The organism is Sphingomonas sp. ERG5 (genome assembly GCF_000803065.1).
Taxonomy (GTDB): Bacteria; Pseudomonadota; Alphaproteobacteria; order Sphingomonadales; family Sphingomonadaceae; genus Sphingomonas.
On sequence record NZ_JSXI01000069.1, the window covers coordinates 46,418 to 63,411 of the forward strand.

General features: G+C 65.3%; 18 protein-coding genes. 12 read left to right on the forward strand and 6 right to left on the reverse strand.

Going from position 1 to position 16,994, the window contains the following annotated elements; genetic code table 11:
- Positions 1 to 40 precede the first annotated feature (40 nt).
- From OO12_RS22680 to OO12_RS22695, 4 genes are read right to left on the reverse strand one after another with little or no spacing between them, the layout of a single operon-like run.
- Positions 41 to 1,282 carry an MFS transporter gene (locus OO12_RS22680; protein ID WP_034161036.1) on the reverse strand — a complete coding sequence of 414 codons (1,242 nt, stop codon included), beginning with the start codon at positions 1,280 to 1,282 and terminating at the stop codon, positions 41 to 43.
- Positions 1,279 to 1,608, reverse strand: a complete 330-nt coding sequence (locus tag OO12_RS22685; protein WP_034161037.1) for a hypothetical protein — start codon at positions 1,606 to 1,608, stop codon at positions 1,279 to 1,281. The genes OO12_RS22680 and OO12_RS22685 overlap by 4 nt, the downstream gene beginning before the upstream one ends.
- On the reverse strand, positions 1,608 to 2,171 hold the full coding sequence (locus tag OO12_RS22690) for an isochorismatase family protein (RefSeq protein ID WP_034161038.1): 564 nt from the start codon (positions 2,169 to 2,171) through the stop codon (positions 1,608 to 1,610). The genes OO12_RS22685 and OO12_RS22690 overlap by 1 nt, the downstream gene beginning before the upstream one ends.
- 30 nt (positions 2,172 to 2,201) lie before the next feature.
- Positions 2,202 to 2,654, reverse strand: a complete 453-nt coding sequence (locus OO12_RS22695) for a MarR family winged helix-turn-helix transcriptional regulator (protein ID WP_034161039.1) — start codon at positions 2,652 to 2,654, stop codon at positions 2,202 to 2,204.
- A gap of 442 nt (positions 2,655 to 3,096) precedes the next feature.
- On the opposite strand from OO12_RS22695, the gene OO12_RS28745 reads away from it, so the two are divergent.
- From OO12_RS28745 to OO12_RS22740, 9 genes are all read left to right on the forward strand, one after another.
- Positions 3,097 to 3,396: a putative quinol monooxygenase gene (locus tag OO12_RS28745; protein ID WP_034161040.1), complete on the forward strand. Its 300-nt coding sequence runs from the start codon at positions 3,097 to 3,099 to the stop codon at positions 3,394 to 3,396.
- Positions 3,397 to 3,588: 192 nt separating this feature from the next.
- Positions 3,589 to 3,921: an ArsR/SmtB family transcription factor gene (locus OO12_RS22705; protein ID WP_034161041.1), complete on the forward strand. Its 333-nt coding sequence runs from the start codon at positions 3,589 to 3,591 to the stop codon at positions 3,919 to 3,921.
- A gap of 7 nt (positions 3,922 to 3,928) precedes the next feature.
- Positions 3,929 to 4,345 carry an arsenate reductase (glutaredoxin) gene (gene arsC, locus OO12_RS22710; RefSeq protein ID WP_034161042.1) on the forward strand — a complete coding sequence of 139 codons (417 nt, stop codon included), beginning with the start codon at positions 3,929 to 3,931 and terminating at the stop codon, positions 4,343 to 4,345.
- Positions 4,342 to 4,869 (forward strand): GNAT family N-acetyltransferase, encoded by a 528-nt coding sequence (locus OO12_RS22715; RefSeq protein WP_034161043.1) that lies wholly within the window; start codon positions 4,342 to 4,344, stop codon positions 4,867 to 4,869. Before arsC ends, OO12_RS22715 begins: the two co-directional genes overlap by 4 nt.
- Before the next feature lie 5 nt (positions 4,870 to 4,874).
- The gene (gene arsB / locus OO12_RS22720) at positions 4,875 to 5,918 is read left to right on the forward strand and encodes an ACR3 family arsenite efflux transporter (protein ID WP_034161044.1); all 1,044 of its coding nucleotides are present in this window, start codon (positions 4,875 to 4,877) and stop codon (positions 5,916 to 5,918) included.
- On the forward strand, positions 5,918 to 6,658 hold the full coding sequence (arsH, locus tag OO12_RS22725; RefSeq protein WP_034161045.1) for an arsenical resistance protein ArsH: 741 nt from the start codon (positions 5,918 to 5,920) through the stop codon (positions 6,656 to 6,658). The genes arsB and arsH overlap by 1 nt, the downstream gene beginning before the upstream one ends.
- 310 nt (positions 6,659 to 6,968) lie before the next feature.
- Complete coding sequence (locus OO12_RS22730) at positions 6,969 to 7,199, forward strand: hypothetical protein (RefSeq protein WP_034161046.1); 231 nt, start codon at positions 6,969 to 6,971, stop codon at positions 7,197 to 7,199.
- Between the two features lie 9 nt (positions 7,200 to 7,208).
- Positions 7,209 to 7,592: a hypothetical protein gene (locus OO12_RS22735; RefSeq protein WP_152616607.1), complete on the forward strand. Its 384-nt coding sequence runs from the start codon at positions 7,209 to 7,211 to the stop codon at positions 7,590 to 7,592.
- A gap of 54 nt (positions 7,593 to 7,646) precedes the next feature.
- On the forward strand, positions 7,647 to 8,078 hold the full coding sequence (locus tag OO12_RS22740; protein WP_034161048.1) for a hypothetical protein: 432 nt from the start codon (positions 7,647 to 7,649) through the stop codon (positions 8,076 to 8,078).
- 126 nt (positions 8,079 to 8,204) lie between these two features.
- On the opposite strand, the gene OO12_RS22745 is transcribed toward OO12_RS22740, so the two are convergent.
- Positions 8,205 to 9,776, reverse strand: a complete 1,572-nt coding sequence (locus OO12_RS22745; protein WP_082006738.1) for an ArnT family glycosyltransferase — start codon at positions 9,774 to 9,776, stop codon at positions 8,205 to 8,207.
- Between the two features lie 30 nt (positions 9,777 to 9,806).
- Positions 9,807 to 10,514 carry a Crp/Fnr family transcriptional regulator gene (locus OO12_RS28270; RefSeq protein WP_052216192.1) on the reverse strand — a complete coding sequence of 236 codons (708 nt, stop codon included), beginning with the start codon at positions 10,512 to 10,514 and terminating at the stop codon, positions 9,807 to 9,809.
- A gap of 181 nt (positions 10,515 to 10,695) precedes the next feature.
- Here OO12_RS28270 and OO12_RS22755 point away from each other — a divergent pair, with 181 nt between their 5' ends.
- From OO12_RS22755 to OO12_RS22765, 3 genes are read left to right on the forward strand one after another with little or no spacing between them, the layout of a single operon-like run.
- Positions 10,696 to 12,705 carry an NAD(P)-binding protein gene (locus tag OO12_RS22755; RefSeq protein WP_034161049.1) on the forward strand — a complete coding sequence of 670 codons (2,010 nt, stop codon included), beginning with the start codon at positions 10,696 to 10,698 and terminating at the stop codon, positions 12,703 to 12,705.
- Positions 12,706 to 12,718: 13 nt separating this feature from the next.
- Positions 12,719 to 15,904: an AAA family ATPase gene (locus OO12_RS22760; protein WP_160296884.1), complete on the forward strand. Its 3,186-nt coding sequence runs from the start codon at positions 12,719 to 12,721 to the stop codon at positions 15,902 to 15,904.
- On the forward strand, positions 15,901 to 16,866 hold the full coding sequence (locus OO12_RS22765) for an acetoacetate decarboxylase family protein (RefSeq protein WP_152616608.1): 966 nt from the start codon (positions 15,901 to 15,903) through the stop codon (positions 16,864 to 16,866). The genes OO12_RS22760 and OO12_RS22765 overlap by 4 nt, the downstream gene beginning before the upstream one ends.
- The last annotated feature ends 128 nt before the right edge of the window (positions 16,867 to 16,994 follow it).

Sequence of the window (16,994 nt, forward strand, 5' to 3'; positions counted from 1 at the left end):
GGGAGGATTGAATCGGCTTTGAGCGCGGGGTGTGTGCGAGTCAGCGGGGCTCGCTCGATGCCGCGTGCTGACGCCGGTTTCTCGCCAGGAATATGATGGCGACGGTCGCCGCCGCGAAGCCCGACGCTGCCCCGACGCCAAGGGCCCAACGGGGGCCCAAATGGTCGGCGACCCAGCCCACGATCGGCGCGCCGATCGGTGTTCCCCCCAGTGCAATGCCGATGCGCAGCGCCATCACGCGTCCGCGCATGGCAGGTTCAGTGGAAAGCTGCATCACGCTATTGGTGGTGTTGGTGAACGTAAGGGCTGCCACGCCGATCACGACCAACGCGGCGGCGAAGAACCAATAGCCTGGGGCGACCGCGGCCAGCGTGCAGCCGACCCCGAAGATCCCGGCTCCGGCCAGCAACGCCGGGAATCCGGGGCGCTGGCGCCCGGCGCTGAGCAACGCGCCGGTCACCGTGCCGATCGCCATGATCGACGACAGCAGACCATAGGCGCGAGCATCCGCATGGAACACGCCGACCGCCATGGTGGAGATGAAGATCGGAAAATTCAGCCCAAAGGTGCCGATCAGGAAAAGCATGAACAGGATCGCCTTGAGATCGCCGCGCGACCAGACGTAGCGGAAGCCCTGAGTGAAGCTCCCTCTCATGCGCTGCGCCCGGGGGTGCGGGTGCAGTTCGGCGGTGCGCAGCGTCGCGAGCGAGATCAGCACCGCGATGAAGGAAACGCCGTTGATCAGAAAGGCCCAGCCGGTGCCGACGGCGGCGATGACGAGGCCTGATATTGCCGGCCCGATCATACGGGCGGCATTGAAGGACGTCGAATTGAGCGCGACCGCGTTGGCGAGGTCCGCGTCGCCGACCAGCTGCGCGACGAAGACCTGCCGCACGGGCGCGTCGAACGCCGCCGCGCTGCCGAACAGGAACGCAAAGACATAGACATGCCAGAGCTGTACCGCGCCGCTCACGGTGAGCACGCCGAGCACCAGAGCGAGCGCCCCCATCGCGGCTTGCGTGGCGATCAGCAGCTTGCGCTGGTCGAGATGGTCGGCGGCGAATCCGGTCCAGGGCAGAAAAAGAAGCTGCGGTCCGAATTGGAGCGCCATGACGATGCCCACCGCGCCCGCGCTGTGATGCGTGAGCACGGTCAACACCAGCCAGTCCTGCGCCGTGCGCTGCACCCAGGTGCCGACATTGGAGACGAAGGCTCCGCCGACCCAGACCCGGTAATTGAACCCGCGCAGCGAACGGAACATGCCCTTCGCCGGAATGCTCACAAATGCTCTGGTGTATTGCCGCCATTGAAACGGCCGAAGTGCCGGGCGCAAAACAGGCCGAGCGCCAGCATGCCCAGCCCCAGCGCCACGGCATGTTCGGTGATCCGCAGGTCGAAGTTGCCGATGCGGCAAACCAGCAGGTAGCAAGCGACGAGATTGGCGAAACCCCATAACAGGTTCACGGTCGACGAGGACAGACCTTCCCCCCGCGGCGTGGCGAAGGGGCTCTGGAACGGGCGCCCCATCGTCCCGCTGACGAAGTGCGGGATCGCGTTCGCCAGGAAGGCGCCGCCCCAGAAATAGGCCAGAAGGTGAAGCCAGGGCATCAGGCGCGCCTTTCCAGCAGGGCGATAATGTCAGCGGCCAAACCGGTCTCGCCCAGCCGCGGGAACACGTTGCGGATGCTATAGTCATGCGCTTCCGGACGCATGTCCGTCATCGCATCCGTCGCGAGCGTCACATTGAAGCCCTGCTCATACGCTTGACGCGCGGTTGCCTCGACACCGGTCCCAGTGGCAACGCCGGTGACGACCACCTGCGTGACGCCCAATGCTTTCAACCGCGCCTCCAGGTCCGTGCCGGCAAACGCGCCCCAGGTCCGCTTGGTCACGACAATATCGTCCGGCTGCCGGTCGAGTTGGGGCACAAGTTCCGCGAAATCGGCGGGCAATGCGCTCATGTCGAGCCGCGGCCGTTCAGTGCGCCCCGGCGCGCCGCCGGTGACGTTGACCAGCACGACCGGCAGATTGCGGGCACGAAATGCGTCCGCCAGCGCGCCGCTGCGTTCGATCACGCCGTCGATCGGGTGCGCCGTCGGATACGCGACAATGCCTTTCTGCAAGTCGATGATGACGAGGGCGGTAATCGGATCGAGCGCGGTGAGCGCCATTGCTTAATCCTTTCGGGCGGGGAGCGGGGGTCAGTCCTCGACAAGGCGCTGGAGCAGGGGGATGGCTGTCGCGAGCTCCTCCTGCTCCTGAGGCGAAAGGCGAGACTGGATCATGCGCAGCAGCCAGTCCTGTCGCGCCGCGCGGCCTTCGCTGATCCATTGCCGGCAAGAGTCGGTCAGCGACACGATCGTCTTCCGCCCGTCATCCGGGTCGGGCGTGCCCTGCACCAAGCCGGCGCTTTCCAGCGCGGCGATGACCGTGCCCATCGATTGCGGCCGCATCGCCTCCGCCCGAGCCAGTTCGGACGTTGTCGCGGGGCCGCTCTTTTCCAGGCCAAGCAGCACAGCCGTTTGCGACGGAGTCAGGTCGCCAACATTACCCTGCTCCCGCAAACGCCGCTTGAGCTTGCCGGCCAGCGCCCGGATGTCCTGCGCCAGCACTGCTGCGCGGTCGGTCGGCCGGTCATCGGGTGGAATAGCCATGGGCCATATATAATTATATGAAGCTTAGCTGTAAAGTTTATATTCCTATATTATCGCTTTTCCGCATCATGTCTCACGGACGCGGATCGGTAATGCCGTGATCGAGGAAAGGCAGAACCGCCCTTCGATAGACTCAGGGAGGGCGGGACGCGGCGGATCAACCCAGCCCAAAACAACCCTCGCGCGGGAGAACCGCCGCACAGACACTGCCGACATCGCGGGCCCGTGTCAGCAGCAGCGGCGGGACGATGTCGGGATCGCAACTGGCGAGCATTTCCGCTTTGGCATTCGCGCTGTTCTCCAATGCGGTGGTCCAGCCTCCTTGCGTATGGCTGGATCTAGAAAATCCGCAGATAATTTAGTATTGTGTCCCGAAATACACGGACTTGCTTGTCTTCAGATGCGAGGCCACATCGGACGGCAACGAAAATGGAGAGTGTGCATGTCTGTAAAAGTGATCGCGTTCGTCACCGTGAAGGCGGGGGAAGAAAAGGCGTTCGAAGCCGCCGCCAGCATCTGTGTTGCGGCATCACGGCGCGAGCCGGGCGTGCTCCATTATGACCTGTGGCGTGAAACCGAAGGCGAGCGCCGTTACGTGTTCAACGAACTCTATGCCGATCAGGCCGCGGCGCAGTCGCACATGGGGTCGGATCACTTCAAGGCCTTCGGCCTGGCGGCCCGCGATCTGGCGGCAGCCCGCCCAACGATTATCGCCACCACCCCGATCGACGTGGCCGAATAGAATCTCGCCGCAAACCGAGGCCATTCCGCCGCGCGCTCGCGTGCGGCGGCCCGGGCGCTGACAGACAGCAGCAAAACGCCACTTTCAGCCGGTCCCAGCGAAAAACGAGAGACGCCAAGGCGGTCGCCCGTGCTTGAGCGCGAGCAGGTAATCATCGTTGCAATCATCCTATATATCTACCAATGTGGATATATGGAAAACGATTCGGCCATCGCCGCCCTGGCTGCGCTTGCGCAGAGCACTCGCCTCGACGCATTCCGCTTGCTCGTCCGGCATGAGCCCGCCGGTCTGCCCGCTGGCGAGGTCGCCAGGGCGCTGGGCGTTCCGCAGAACACCCTGTCGGTGCATCTGGCGACGCTCGCGCGCGCCGGGCTGGTCCGCTCGGAACGGCGCAGCCGCGTCATCAACTATCGCGCCGATCTCGACCAGGTGAAGGAGCTCGCGCTGTTCCTCGTCAAGGACTGCTGCGGCGGCGACGCGGCACTGTGCGCGCCATTGATCGCCGAGCTTACTCCCTGCTGCTGAGGTCATCATGGTTCAGGACATCATAATCTATCACAACCCCGAATGCGGGACGTCGCGCAACACGCTGGCGATGATCCGCAACGCCGGGATCGAGCCGCACGTCATCGAGTATCTGAAGACCCCGCCGTCAAGGGCGATGCTGTCGTCACTGATCGAGCGCATGGGGATCGCACCGCGCGCGCTGTTGCGTGAGAAGGGTACGCCCTTCGCCGAGTTGGGCCTGGACGATCCAGCGCTGGGCAGCGAGGCGCTCATCGATGCCATGATGGCGCATCCGATCCTCATCAACCGGCCAATGGTGGTTTCTCCGCTCGGCGTCGGTCTTTGTCGCCCGTCGGAGGCGGTGCTCGACCTGCTGCCCGCGCCGCAGCACTCGCTGTTCATCAAGGAGGATGGCGAGATCGTGGAAGCGACGCGGCAATGACGATCGCCCTTCGCGCGGCCCGGCTCGATGATGCGGCGGCGATCGCCGCGATTTACGCCCATCATGTTCTGCACGGCACCGCGACCTATGAGACGATCCCGCCATCGACCGAAGCCACGCGCGAGAAAATCGCGCATATCACGGAGAAGGGCTGGCCCTATCTGGTGGCCTGCGAGGATGGGATTGTGCTGGGCTATGCTTATGCAACCCAGTTTCGCGATCGGCCGGCTTATGCCTATGCCTGTGAGGACAGCATTTATGTTTCCGTGGATCATGCACGCCGTGGGATTGGCGGCGCGCTTCTGGCGGCCCTGCTGATTGCCGCCACGAACCATGGCTTCAGGCAAATGGTGGCGGTGATCGGCGGCGGCGAACCCGCCTCCATCGCGCTGCACGCGGCGCTGGGGTTCGAGCAGGTCGGCCGCCTCCCCGCCATGGGCTGGAAGGCGGGTCGCTGGCTGGACAGCGTCTATATGCAGATAATGCTTGGCGAGGGGGCTTCGACGAACCCGGCGGGTCGTTGAGCAGCATGGCCAAGCCCGCCATGCCGGTATTCGAGCGCTACCTCAGCCTCTGGGTCGTCCTGTGCATCATCATCGGCATAGCGCTTGGCTTTGTCATGCCCGGCCTGTTTGCGGTGATTGCCTCGGCGGAGGTCGCCAGGGTCAACCTCATGGTCGCGGCGCTGATCTGGCTGATGATCGTGCCCATGCTGCTGAAGATCGACCTGGCCGCACTTGGCTCCGTGCGACAGCATTGGAAGGGTGTCGGCATCACCCTCTTCATCAATTGGGCCGTGAAGCCCTTCTCCATGGCATTGCTCGGCACGCTGTTCCTGGGCTGGCTGTTTCGGCCGCTGCTGCCGGCGCCGGAGATCAGTTCGTATATCGCGGGGCTGATCCTGCTCGCCGCCGCGCCCTGCACCGCCATGGTGTTCGTGTGGTCCAACCTGTGTGAGGGCGACCCCACCTATACCCTTAGTCAGGTCGCGTTGAACGATATCATCATGGTATTCGCTTTCGCGCCACTGGTCGGATTGCTGCTCGGTGTCGCATCGATCACCGTGCCCTGGGACACATTGCTGATCTCGGTCGCCCTCTACATCGTCGTGCCGGTCATCGTCGCACAGATCATCCGTCGTGCGATCCTGTCAGCGAGCGGGCAGCCCGGGCTCGATCGATTGCTTGGCCGCCTGGGTCCAGTATCGCTCATCGCGCTGCTGACGACACTGGTGCTGCTGTTCGGCTTCCAGGGTCAGGCGATCATCGCGCACCCGCTGGTCATCGCGCTCATTGCCGTGCCGATCCTCATCCAGGTCTATGTCAACGCCGGTCTCGCCTATTGGCTCAGCCGCCGCTTTGGCGTTGCCTGGTGCGTCGCGGCGCCCGCCGCCTTGATTGGCGCCTCCAACTTCTTCGAACTGGCCGTCGCCGCCGCGATCAGTCTGTTCGGCCTTGATTCCGGCGCGGCCCTCGCGACGGTCGTCGGCGTGCTGGTCGAGGTTCCGGTCATGTTGTCGGTGGTCAGGATCGTGAAAGCGACCAGGCCCTGGTATGAGCAAGGGATTGCCTGATGTCGCGTCTCCGCATTCTGTCCGATCCGCACCACCTGCCCGCGCTCGATCACATGTCGGTGCGGTCCGATCTTGCCGTCGGCCTTGGCCCCGTCGATCCCCCACCCAGAATATTGCTGCTCTACGGCTCGCTTCGCGAGCGATCCTTCAGCCGCCTCGCCGTCGAGGAAGCCGCGCGGCTGCTCATTCTGTTCGGCGCGGAAGTGCGGATATTTGATCCGTCCGACCTGCCACTGCCCGATCAGGTGCGGGATGACGATCACCCCGCCGTGAAGGAGTTGCGGGATCATGCGCTCTGGTCCGAAGGCATGGTCTGGTGCAGTCCCGAACGGCACGGCCAGATAACCGGCATCATGAAGATGCAAATCGATCATCTCCCGCTGCAATTTGGCGGCATGCGCCCGACGCAGGGCAGAACGCTCGCGGTGATGCAGATATCCGGCGGATCGCAATCCTTCAATGCGGTCAACTCCCTACGTCTGCTGGGCCGCTGGATGCGCATGATCACCATTCCCAACCAGTCGAGCATCGCCATGGCGTTCAAGGAATTCGATGACGACGGACGGCTGAAGGCATCGAGCTATTACGACCGCATCGTCGATGTGATGGAAGAGTTGTTTCGCTTCACCATTCTGACCCGCGCTCATGCCGCACAGCTGGTCGATCGCTATTCGGAGCGGAAGTCCGAAGCGGCCAAACGCGACGTCGCGGACGATCTTGCATCCCGTTCGGTCGCCTGAATGATATCGATGCGGCGCTGAAGAACGGCAGCTTTCGCATTCTCTAAAACCCCAAGCGAGCCAGCCGCTCGGCCAGCCTTCGCCATTAAAGCGGTCTGTCGGCTTGCGGCCCAAAAACCACGAAGGTCCCTCCCCTTCCCCCTGACACCCCATCGCGTCCTCATGAACTTCTTCGAGATGCCGGCTGGAAGGTGAGACACAGACCCCGCGAGGCCGCAACCGTCATATTCCGGCTCAATCAAAGAGCCCTGAAATTAAAGGGACACGAAATTAAAGGGACACAATACATAATTAGCACGCTGGATTATCAATGATCCGGCCGGGCGGCGGACGCCGCAGCGTGATCGCGGTGGGCGATGGGACAGGCGCGGTGATCGGCACCAACACCTATGACGAATATGGCATCCCGGGCGCGGGCAATATCGGTCGGTTCCAATATACCGGCCAGGCATGGCTATCGGAGCTGGGCCTCTATTATTACAAGGCGCGGCTCTACTCGGCGACGCTCAGCACTTCATGCAGACCGAGGATGTATAGGTAGGAAATAATCGTGGAAAACGATTTGGAAGATCGGCGTATCCAAAAAAACGGGATGGCGAGATTTGTTATCGCGATCGTTGTTTCTCCCATTTTCTTCATTTTTTTGCATTTCAATCAACCAGAAAGAGGCTTCATGATCATGTCTCTTGCTGGGGTTTTTGGTGCGGTCCTTTATGTAAAGAGGAATTTGATGAAGAAGATGTATTTCATAGCAACAATTACGATACTATTTTTGATACAGCTTACCGCAATTATTATTTTTGACCCGTCCACGAAGGGGTATCCAAGTATCGTCGTACTTCCGTTCGCCATCGGAGATCTCTTTCTTGTGCTCACAGCCGTTTTGGCTGTGGGGAAACTGATTGATAGCTTTGGAGAACGGCGCACGCGTTAAATCGCCGCTAATGACCCAGTTGCGGGCACTCCCCTTTCCAGCGATGTTGTGCGGATGAGCCGGCTTGGCGCGATCATATATGGTGTGGCGATAGGGGGGATCGCCCTGCTCTTTGGGCGCATGGCGTTTGACGCATGTCTTTATCTTTACGAGGAGAATACCGGGGATCAGTTCGCGCTTGCGGTCACTGGCTGGCTAATCTCAACGCTCGGCCCGATCGCACTGTCGGCATGTGTCTGGCTGGTGGTTCGGCGACTGAAATCACGATGGCTCTTGCATCTAACCTTCATTCCGACGGCAATATTGATTTGCAGACAGGGAGGGTATCTATTCTTTTATGGGGCCGGGGTGTCTGGCGTGAATTCACCTGAAGGCTATGCGCTGTTGATGGCGAGCGCCTTTATGCTTCTAACGGTTCTCGTCCATACGGCAGCGCTTATCGTGGAGGTTTACAGAAAGGTCACGCAGCGGGTGAGCCACGGCTAATCACTCCTGAACATTCGCCGCGAAAAAGCACGCTTCAACCTGCCAGCTGGCTGTTCGGAGCGGAAGTCCGAAGCGGCCACACGGGACGTCGCGGACGATCCTACATCCCGCTCGGTCGCTTGATCCCTAGCGCTGGAGAACCGCCGCACACCCCGCGACACCGCCGACATCGCGGCCCCGCTTCAGCAGCGGCGTGACGATGTCGGGATCGCAGCTGGCGAGCATTTCCGCTTTGGCATTCGCGCTGTTCTCCAATGCGGTGGTCCAGCCGATCGACACGCCCCGGCCCTGCCACAGCAAGCGATAGGCGAGCAGCACTGGGGCATAGTGCAGGTCCTCGTCGCGCACGAAGCCGGGGTCGACCACGGTGATCGCGCGTCCCTGTGGCCCGAGGCGATCGAACAGCGCACCGTAACGGGCGGCATTCCTGCCCTCATAGGGCGGGTCGATCAGATAACGGCGCGTGAGGGCGCTCTGGCCCGCGGTGAACAGCGCGAAGGCGCCGACCGCGACCAGCCCTGCCGCGCGGATACGGTAACGGGAATTGCCGGCGGCGTGCGCGGCCGCCAGTCGTTGCAGGAGCGTGCGCAGCGTGATCGCCGCGGCGATCGCCATGAAGGGCAGCGCGGGCAGGATGTAATGATGCAGCTTCGATGCGGCGAGCGAGATCGCAACCAGCATCGTAACGATGATCGACAGGCTGTAGAGCAAGGCGGCGCGCGCGCGGCCCTGTGCCTGGATCAGCGCGACGGGGGCGAGGATCAGCAGCAGCGGCGCGGCGACATAGCCGGCCCACAGGATGGCGAGATAGAAAGTGGCGGGCTTGCGTGCGCCGATGAGCGATTGCGCGAAACGGCCGCCCGCGTCGTTGTGCCAGCTGGCCAGCAGATAGCCCGGCGTCTCGATCTCGCGCACCGCAAGGAACAGGAGGATCGTCGCGGCGATCGCCGCGCCGGTCGCGGCCCAGGCCCAGCCCCGCCACAGCCGTGCCAGGCGCTGCGTCAGCAACAGGTAAAGGCCGACGCCAAGGCCCGGGACGATGCCCGCGACGCTCTTGGTCAGGATCGCGCCGGTCACGCACAGGCCGATCAGCGCGAGCGTGCGTCCGGCCGGGCGGCGGTGGTGCAGCGCGCCGAACAGCAGCAGGAGATAGGCGGTGGAGAAGAAGACCAGCAGCGCGTCATAATCCGCGGTCCGCGCGCCATGTTCGCCGAACAGGCCGGGGCTCGCCGCGAGCAAGGCCGCCGCCAGCGCCGCGGTCCAGATCGAGCCGGTGGTGCGCCGCACGAACATCATGACCATGGCCAGCGTGCCCAGCGTCGCGATCATGCTCGGCAAGCGCAGCGCCCAATCTGATTCCCCGAACAGGCGCACGCTGCCCACCATCAGCCAGATGAGCAAAGGCGGCTTGGTGTTCCACAGATCGGGTTCACCGCGATAGGTGGTGACCAGGCTGAACCCGTTGCGGTTCATTTCCAGCGCGTTGACGATGTTGCGCGATTCATCCCACAACAGGATCGGCAATGGCCGTGCATCGAGAAACAGAAACAGGCCGGTGATCAGCAGCATCGCGGCGATGATCAGCCGGTCGCGATGACGCAGGCCGGCGCGCGCTGGCCGGTCCACCGGAAGCGTGTCGCCCTGGGAAATCCGCGCCATGAACATGCCGGCAAGCGTTACGCGCGCATGGTTACCCATTCCCTAATGCCGCTGCGCGCGGGGCAGGTTTCAGGCAATGGCGCGGCCGACCGAGAAGTCCTCACCCGAGGCGCGGCGGATTTCCTCAACCAGCCGCGCGACCGACAGGACCGAAAGCGCGCGGCCCTGCTGCGCGATGATCCCGAGCCGTGCCAGCCCGCCAAATTCGCGCGTGACCGCTTCGCGGTGCGACCCGACCCGCGACGCGATCACCGAATGCGTCGGCGCCGGCTCAAGCAGCGCCCGATCGTCATGAATGCCCGCCGCATTGGCGAGGCGAAGGAGTTCGCACTGGATTCGCGCGGTCGCCGCCATGGTCGACATTTCGAAATGCCGTTCGGTCAGGCGCCGGATCTCGTTGGCGAATTGATGCGCGAGCCACAGGCCGGCGCCGGGGATCAGGCGCAGGATATCGAGGAAATCATCGCCCTTCACCTGCACCAGTCGACTGTCCTGGCGCGCGATAACGGTGGCCGAACGCGGCCGGCCGTCGAGCGCGGCGAATTCCCCGAACAGCGATCCAGCGCCGATTTCGCGGATGATCATTTCGCGGCCGCGCGCCGAGATCATGCTGACTTCGACCAGCCCGTCAATGACGAGATAGGCGTCGCGGTCGGTCGCGCCGGTGTCGATGATGATCCGGCCACGCCGCGCGCTCAGCGCGCGACCGCGCTCGATCATCACCGCGCGAAGTTCATCGGGCAGCGCCGTGTCGGCGATCATGTCGCTCGCGGACATATCCGTTTCCCCCCCATGGTCGTTTTCCGCCTGCTCCCCAGCTGCGGTTAGATGGGCCAGGGTACCGGTTCGCGGTCAAATCGGAAAGCCGGCGCGGCTTTTGTCCCACATCGGTTCTGTCTCGTATCGGGCGTTGTATTACGCCCGGCATCGCTTCAAGATCTGCGCGGGGGACTTGGAGATGGGGCGGCGGATCGCGATCATTGGCGGTGGGCCGGCGGCATTGGCCGCCGCGTTCGACCTGGCGGCGCGCAACACTGGCGACGACGAGATCACGCTCTATCAGATGGGCTGGCGGATCGGCGGCAAATGCGCGAGCGGCCGGGACCCCGTGACCGGACGCGTGCACGAACATGGGCTGCATGTCTTTGCCGGCTTCTATCACGAGTCGCTGCGGCAATTGCGCATGGTGTACCGGCGCTGGCAGGAGTGTGGCCAGCAGCCCTTCCCGATCGAGCAGGCGCTGATGCCGGTCAATGGCTGCATGCTGGCCGAACCCCGCGCGCGCGTCATTCCGATCGAAGTCGATCCGTCGAACCGGCCGCTCGATTATGATCAGTCGTCGATCGAAGCGATCGACCTGGTCGGTGCGCTGATCGAAACGGCGTTCGGGCAATTCCTGCGCCGTGCCGAGACATTGCCCTTTCCACTGCGCCTGCCCTTTGCCGCGATCGAACGGCGGCATGAATTCCTGCTCGGCGAAGCGATGCGGCTGCTGCGCGCGGCGATTCCACGGCGGACCGCGACCCAGACCGCACCGGCGGAGCGGCTGGCGGCGCGCGCGCTGGCATTGGCATTGCGGCCGCTGCGCGATGCGCTGTCCCTGTTCATCACGCTCGGCATCGGCGACGCCAAAGCGCGCGACGAAGCGACGCTTGCCGCGCTGGCCGCGGTGGTCGCGATCGGGCTGCTCGACGACGATATGCTGCCGGGCAATTTCGACCGCGTGAACGATATGGAAGCGAGCGCGTGGCTGCGCCGTCACGGCGCGAACCGGGTGGTGCTCGAGTCATCCTATGTGCGCGGCGGCTATGATTATCCCTTCGCCTATCGGGACGGACAGACCATGCCGACGCGGCGCTGGATCGCGGCGGGCACGGCGATCCGGGGCTATCTCAACCTGGTACTGACCTATCACGGGTCGCTCTTCTATCATTTCGAGGGAGCGGCCGCGGAGATCCTGTTCACGCCCTATTATGAGGTATTGCGCGCAATGGGGGTGCGCTTCGCCTTTTTCCACCGCGTCGATGCGATCGAGCTCGATGCAAGCGGGACGCGGGTCGAACGCCTGCGCGGCGTGCGCCAGGCGATACCGCTGGGCGATCGGTTCGATCATGACCCGTTGATTGAGCATGGCGGGCGGAAATGCTGGCCGACCGAGCCGAAGTTCGGCTTGCTCAAGGATGGCGAGGCGCTGCGGGCCTGGCTTGCCGAACAGCGGCTGACCCTCGAATCCGACGGCTTTCCCGCATCATGTCCGTTCGCCGAGCCATTCGAGCTGGCGTATGGCGACGTGGACGGCGGCTTCACTCATGTCATCCTGGCGGTACCGCCCAAGGTCGTCGCCGGGATCGCCGCGCCGCTGATCGCGGGCGATGCGCGGTGGCGCGACGCGGTTGAATCGGCACGCCAGATTCCGACCATCGCGGTCGAGTTGCGCGGGACCGATCCGCTCGCGGGCCGGATCACGCACGGCGCGTTGCTGACCGCGAACGAACAGCCGTTCGGGACCTGGGCGGACATGTCGTTCGTGCAGGAGGCTGAGGGCGGCGATGGGGCCGCGCATTTGAGCTATCTCTGCGGCGCCTGGCCCGACCATGCGCGCGAACCGGGCGAGTCCTGGCCCGATTTCGTCGCGCGCGAATTGCGCGATGCCCGGGCACTGACCGACATCTGGCTGGGCAAGAATCTGGAGCGGACGCTCAGGCTTGGGCTGGGCCGGCCGGACGGTCCGATCCCGGTGATCGACAGCATCGAGGTGCGCGTCAATCTCAATGCGAGCGAAGGCTATGTGCTGTCGCCGCCCGGCAGCATCGCCAAGCGGCTGATCCCGGGCCAGCCCTATTTCGAGACGATGTTCGTCGCAGGCGACTGGACGCGCACCGGCATCGATGCGGGCTGTTACGAAGCGGCGGTGCTGTCGGGCCTGGCATGCGCCGCGGAGATCCTGCGCGCGCCGGCGCAGCCATGATGCCGTGACCGGCATGACCGCCCGGGGATCCGCGATCGATGGCCGCGTCTTCGGCTTCGATTATTGCGGTTTTTCCGATTGGGTCCAGCGCCGCATCGACACGCAGGGCGACGCCGCGGCGGAATGGGTCACCGAGCAGCTGGATGCGGCCTTTGCCCATATCGAGACGGGACTGCGCGGTGCGGGGTTCGAACCGGTCGAGACACTCGGCGACGGGTTGATCGCGCTTGCCGATCCCGGCGCCGCGTCGGACACGGCGTTGGGCGACATCGTCGCGCAGGCCGGTCTTGGCCTGCCCTTCCGCAGCGCCTGCGCGTTGGGGAGCGTGCAGCCGATAGCGCTGGTCGACAGGCTGACGCTCTGGGCGGGTCCGGGGATTGCGCGGTGCCATCTGGCGATGCGCGCTGCACCCGAACGCGACGATGGCGGCGCACCGAGGCAGGAGGGCGCGTTTGCGCCGCATCGCTTGCTGCGCGCGGAAATCGTGTCCGAGACGGTCGGCTTTGTCTGCCTGAGGCAAGGGAAGGCCGCGCTGTCGCCCGACACCCTCCAGGCGATCGCGCAGTTGGTCGATGCGTCCGCCGCGGCGTTTGGCAGCGCGATCGAGAAAGCGACGCAGGACGAAAAGGGCATATTGCTCCGGGCGCATTTCGCCAGCGATGCCGAAGCGCTCGCCTGGAGCCGCTATGTCCGCGAAGGACTTGATCCGGAAACGGATTTCGGGATCGGGCTCGCCCATGGGCTGCTGTATCGGCGCGCATCGGCCAATGGCCGGTCGGCGCCGGTCGTGCACGGCGCGGCGGTGAATCGCGCGGCCAAGCTGGCGGGACGCACGCGCGACCTTGCCTGTGCACCGGAGGTCGATACGCGCACCGTGCATTTGCGGCGCGGTGCGCTGGGCAATGCCAGCCTGGTATTGCGCGCCGAGGAAGAAGCGGCGATCGTCGGCGAATTGGCGCGGGGACACCGCCTGATCGAGATCGTCGCCGAACCGGGGCTGGGCAAAAGCCATTTGCTCGGGCGCTTCGCGGATCGCTGGCCCGAGCGAGCGATCACGACCGCCGCGCGGCCTCAGGCCGTGCTCGAGCCGTATCGGGTCCTGCGCGACCTGCTCCTGTCGGCGGCTACGAGCGGGGAGGACCGCGCCTTGTGCCGGCGGCCCGCCATGGCCGGCGAAGCGGCGCTGATCGCATGGGGCGACAGGATCTGCGCCGCGCTGCGCCGCGGCATCGCCACACGGCCAACTCTGCTCATCATCGACGATCTGCAATGGGCCGATGCCTTGTCGCTGAAAGCCATGGCGTCGCTGTACGAGAGCGGCGCGCGGTTCCTGGTGGCGCGGCGGCCGGGCAAGGCTCCGCTTGCCGCCGATCGCAACATCACCCTCGCGCCGCTCGGCGACGAGGCGATCCGCACGTTGCTCGGGCCACTTGGCGATGATGACGCCTTTGTCCGGCTGACCGCGGGCAACCCGTTTCATGCGGTGCAATTGTCCGGCGCGCTGCACGACGGAGTCAGGCTCGACGATGCGGCGGATGCCGACGCGGTGGTCGATGCCCGGCTGCGGGCGCTGGCCGATGCCGACCGGGCGATCGTCCGGCTCGCGGCGATCGCGGCACGCCCGCTCCCGGCGGACGCGCTGGCCGCGCTGGCGCGGCGATCGGCGTTCGATCTTGCACCGAACGCGCTCGACCGGCTGGTCGGGCGCCGTTTCCTCCACGCCGGCGACGGACGCTATGAAGTGGTCCATCAATTGCTGGCGGATCGCATGCTGGCGACCCTGCCGCCATCGCTTGTCCCCGGGCTGCACCATGATGCGGCCCGGGTCCTGTCGGCACTGGCGAGAACCGGGCCGGACCCGGTCACGCCCGATGAGGTCGCGACGCATTGGGCAGCCGCGGGTGCGCATGGCCGGGCGAGCCTGTGCTTCGGCAAGGCCGGGCTGGACGCGCTCGATCACGGCGCACATGCCGCCGCATTGGCCTTTCTCGAACGGGCCGAGACTTCGGCGCGGGACTCCAAAGCCGGCACATCGCGCCGCGGACTTTGGGCGGCGAGCCGGGCGCTTGCCGCCTGGGGCCAGGGCAATGTCGCACTCTGCGCCGCCGAGGCGGACCGCGCCCGCGCGCAACTTGCCGGCCACTGGGCGCCCGCGGCTTGCCCGGCGAGCCGGCAGCGCGTCCGGTCGGCACGATTGCGCGCGCATGTCGCCGGGGCCGAGGCGGGATATTATCGCGGCGATCTCGGCGCGATCCTGCGCGGCAATCTCGGGGCGATCCGCTGGGGTGCAGGCACCGGCGATCCGTCGAGCGCGCGGGCGCGCGGGCTGGCGTTCGTCGCCACGACGCTTGGCATGCTGAGGGGCGGACCAGTCGCGCGGATCGCCAGCCGCATCGCGCTGGCGGTCGATCGCGCGCCGCGTTCCGCCGCCTATGTCCATGCCGCCCGCGCGGTCGTCCATCTCGGCTTCGGGCAATGGACGCGGGCCGATGCGCGCCTCGCCCTGGCCACCGCCGCGCTCGACCTGGATCCCGAGCCGCAACTGGCCGAGGTCCTGCTGACGCTGGCCGCGCTGCGCCATCAGCTGACCGGCGAGGCCGAGCGATCGCGCGCCTGTTTCATCGATCTGGGCAGGAAGGGACATGCGCGCGGCAATGCGCTGATCGAGGCCTGGAGCCATTATGGCCAGGCCATGCCGCTGATCGGCGCGGGCGATTTTGCCGCAGGAATCGCTGCGATCGATCGCGCGCGGGGCTTGTTCAACGGGCTCGGCGATCTTCAGTCGGAATTGATTTGCCATGGCCTGCGCGCCCAGGCGGCGGCCTTTTGCGACGATCGCGACGCCGCGCTGGCGCTGTGTGACACCGCGCGGGATCGTGCGGCACGCTTGCCGCCAACCAATTTCGGCTCGCTCGAAGGGTATAGCGGCGCGGCGCTCGCCCTGGCGCGGCTTGCCCGGCACGCGCGGTCGGCGGGCGAGCGCGACGCGATCATCAAGCGGTACCGCGCCACGCGGCGGCCGCTCAGCCGCTATGCCCGGGCATTTCCGATCGGCCGCCCGAGGCTTGCCTTTGCCGACGCTCTGCTGGCGGGGCGCGCGGATCGGATGGATCGCGCCGCCGTCGCCGCAACGCGGCTCGGCATGCATGGCGATGCATGCAACATGGCCCCTGACGGCTTGTGGAGGATCAATCCGTGACTGACGACGCAAAGGATTTCGCCGCCCGGCTGGCGCGCGCCGAGGCGCTGCCGCGCTATAGCGCGCCTATACTCGACATCGTTGCCGAACCCCCTTTCCTGCACCGCGACACAGTGCTGCATTGTCTGATCCTGAAATCGGACATCGGTGTGCTCCAGGCGGCGGTCGACGACATGTTCGCACCATTGGGCCTGTCATACCAAGTCGCGTCCTCCGCCGTGCTGCTGACCGCGCTTTATGTCGGCCGGGCGAGCGCGTCCGGCGGGCAATATGGCCGTTATGGCTGGTCAAGCGAGATCGACGTGGCGTTCTGGGCGCTGGCGCGGGGCAGTGACGGCAAGCTGGTCTGGATCCCATTCTACATGTTCGTCGACAGCGGCATCGCGCTCGTCGCCGGGCGCGAGATCTTCGGCTTCCCCAAGCAGATCGCGCAGTTCGATCGCGACATGTCGACATTGGGCAGCGACGCGGCGGTGAGCGTGCGGACCGATTTCTTCCTGCCCTCGCTCGCCCCGGCCGTGGCGGTGCGCGACACGCTGGTGCGGATTCGCGCCGCGGACGGGGTGGAAATGAAGAGTATGGAAGGAATCGAGAAGATCGACGAGTCGGCATTCGAGCACATGTTCGCCGACGCGATGGGGCTGGGCGAATCGATCGTGAACGAAGTGACGCCGCCCTATGGCACGCCCAACGGGATCGCGGTGCCGATGCTGTTCCTGAAGCAGCTGCGCGACGCCGCCGCGCCCGACCGGGCATGCTATCGGGCGGCGATCCTTGCCGATACCAAAAGTGTGGGCATGGTCAGCCTGTCGGTCATCGGCAAGAAGCTGGCCGTGGATCTGACGCCCAGCGTCAGCCATCCGATCGCCAGAGACCTGGGCCTGGTGTCCGGCATGATCGCGGAGACGGGCTTCGTCATCCGGCAGGATTTCGACGTCAATATCGGCCGTGTCCTGACCTGATCCCAGGGCCGAAAGCCATCGTGCGGAAAATCACACCGCCGATGTGAGAAGCATCACCGACGCCCCGCCATGCGGCGGCTACCTCATGGCCCAGGGGCGATGAGTGGGGACGGGCTGACGCAGTCCGG